This is a genomic window from Ruminococcus sp. CAG:330, assembly GCF_000437175.1.
Lineage (GTDB): Bacteria > Bacillota > Clostridia > Oscillospirales > Ruminococcaceae > Ruminococcus_C.
The window spans coordinates 1-2,004 of sequence record NZ_FR898000.1 but is presented as its reverse complement, the minus strand read 5'-3'; the positions used below and the strand labels follow the sequence as shown (position 1 = coordinate 2,004).

The window sequence follows — 2,004 nt, the reverse complement described above, 5'->3', positions numbered from 1 at the left end:
CCCGTCCGCTGGTGGAGCACACCGGTAAGCTGATTCGGGACATGTTTGCGGAAAACCATCTGTCCTGGAATGATATCGATGATGTGATTCTTGTGGGCGGTTCTACCCGTATGACCATGATCGAGGACTACATCACGGAGCTGCAGGGCAAGCCGGCACTGCGTGGCATTAACGCAGATGAAGCGGTTGCCCTTGGCGCAGCCATCACAGCCGATTCCATTGCGCAGTCCATTCAGAACTTCTCGCTGGACGGTCAGGTTGGATTTGAGATTTCCGCCGGAAACAAGCGGGTTGAGGATGTCATTTCCCATTCGCTGGGACTGATCGTGGCACGGGAGGAAACTCGTGGGAAAGAACGGATCCGTGTGTTCTACAACGAGATCATGATTCCGAAGAACACCTCTGTGAAAAATGCAACGGTGACGAAACACTTCCAGCTGAATTCCAACACACAGGACATTTACCTGACCCAGTGGGAGAGCGAGTCGCTGCCGGAGGAGAGCGCCATCATTGGCAAGTATCAGGCGATGGGCATCATCCCGAACCAGCCGTTTTCGGTGACTTATTTCCACAATCCGGACGGAACGGTCAACATCACAGCAGAGCAGTCCGGAAAGCAACTGCGGGTACAGAAGGTGCTGGAGTGCGCCGACCGTACCTTCGAGCCGGAGCAGGCACAGATGCCGGCAAAGGGTGCTGTAGTCATCGCTATTGATCTGTCTGGCAGTATGGGCAGCATTGCAGATGAGGATGGGCTCACCGATTTGGCGAACAAGATCGATGCTGACAAACCGCTGACCGATGCGGAAATCGAACAGGCACAGTTTTACGTGAAATTTGACGAGATGGTCGAGAACCAGGACAAGCTCTTCTGGGAAATTCGAACTCTTGCCTCCAAGATGTGGTATACTTCCATTGGCATGGCAAAGAAAGCCATCCATGGATTTATCGATCAGATGCCGCTGTCTACGGTTTCGTTTGGAGTTATCGGCTTTGCGGAGAAAAACAAGATCTTCTCCGTAATCAGCAACGACGAACGGCAGCTGCGAAATGCCGTGGATGATATCCAGATATCGCCGGAAGTGGGCAATAATAACACAGAACAGCCGATGGATCTGATCTATAATATGCTGACGCAGTACAAGAATCAGAACGGGCTGGACTTTGGCTATGCGGTGATTCTGACGGATGGCGAGTGGGATGACGATGCTTCCAATGCAGCACTGCGTGCAAAACAGAAGTTCGTCTCGGCTGGCTTTGAGGTCATTGCACAGGGCTTCGGCGAGGCAAACGAAACATTCATCCAGAAGCTGGCAACCAGACAGGATCTGTCCGGCGTTGGCGAACTGTCGAATCTGAGCACCAGCATGTCTAACATTGCACAGGTAATCTCAGACGGATTTCAGGCATAAGAGTTTGCCGGCGTTTTATACGGCAAATTCTGGCAAAATAGAATCAATGACAAGCATGATACCGATGGAGCGTCTGTCGGTATTATGTCATACTTAGAAAGATGGTGGATGCGAAATGGGACTGAATATCGGAATTGACCTCGGTACCACGTATTCTGTTGTGGCATATGTGGACAACGGCAGTGCAAAGATCATCCAGACCAGTCAGGACAGCGTGACCACAGCCTCGGCTGTGTATCTGGAGGAGGACGGCACGCTGACCATTGGCCAGGAGGCAAAACAAGAGCAGAAGTATCACGGGCAGGTTGCCACGTTCTATAAGCGGAACATCGGCAGCGATTCCAAGGACTACGATCTGGAAAATGGGCGCTCCTATTCCGCAGTGGACTTGTCCTCGATTTTTCTGAAAGAACTGGTTAAGCGGGTGGAGGAGAAAATGCACCAGAAAGTGGATGGCGCAGTTATCACTGTGCCGGCATACTTCACCGACCACGAGCGTTCCAACACCCGTAAGGCAGCAGAGCGTGCCGGAATCCATGTGCTGCACATGATCAATGAGCCGACCGCCGCAGCAATTGCCTACGGTCTGGAC

2 protein-coding genes are annotated in these 2,004 nt (G+C 52.2%); both read left to right on the top strand.

From position 1 onward, the window contains the following. Window positions 1-1,412 (top strand): Hsp70 family protein (locus QZL66_RS01400; RefSeq protein ID WP_293601754.1); only part of this gene is annotated, 1,412 nt, incomplete at its 5' end. Window positions 1,413-1,527: 115 nt separating this feature from the next. Further along, the coding region (locus QZL66_RS01395) for an Hsp70 family protein (protein ID WP_293601743.1) at window positions 1,528-2,004 on the top strand (477 nt) is incomplete at its 3' end.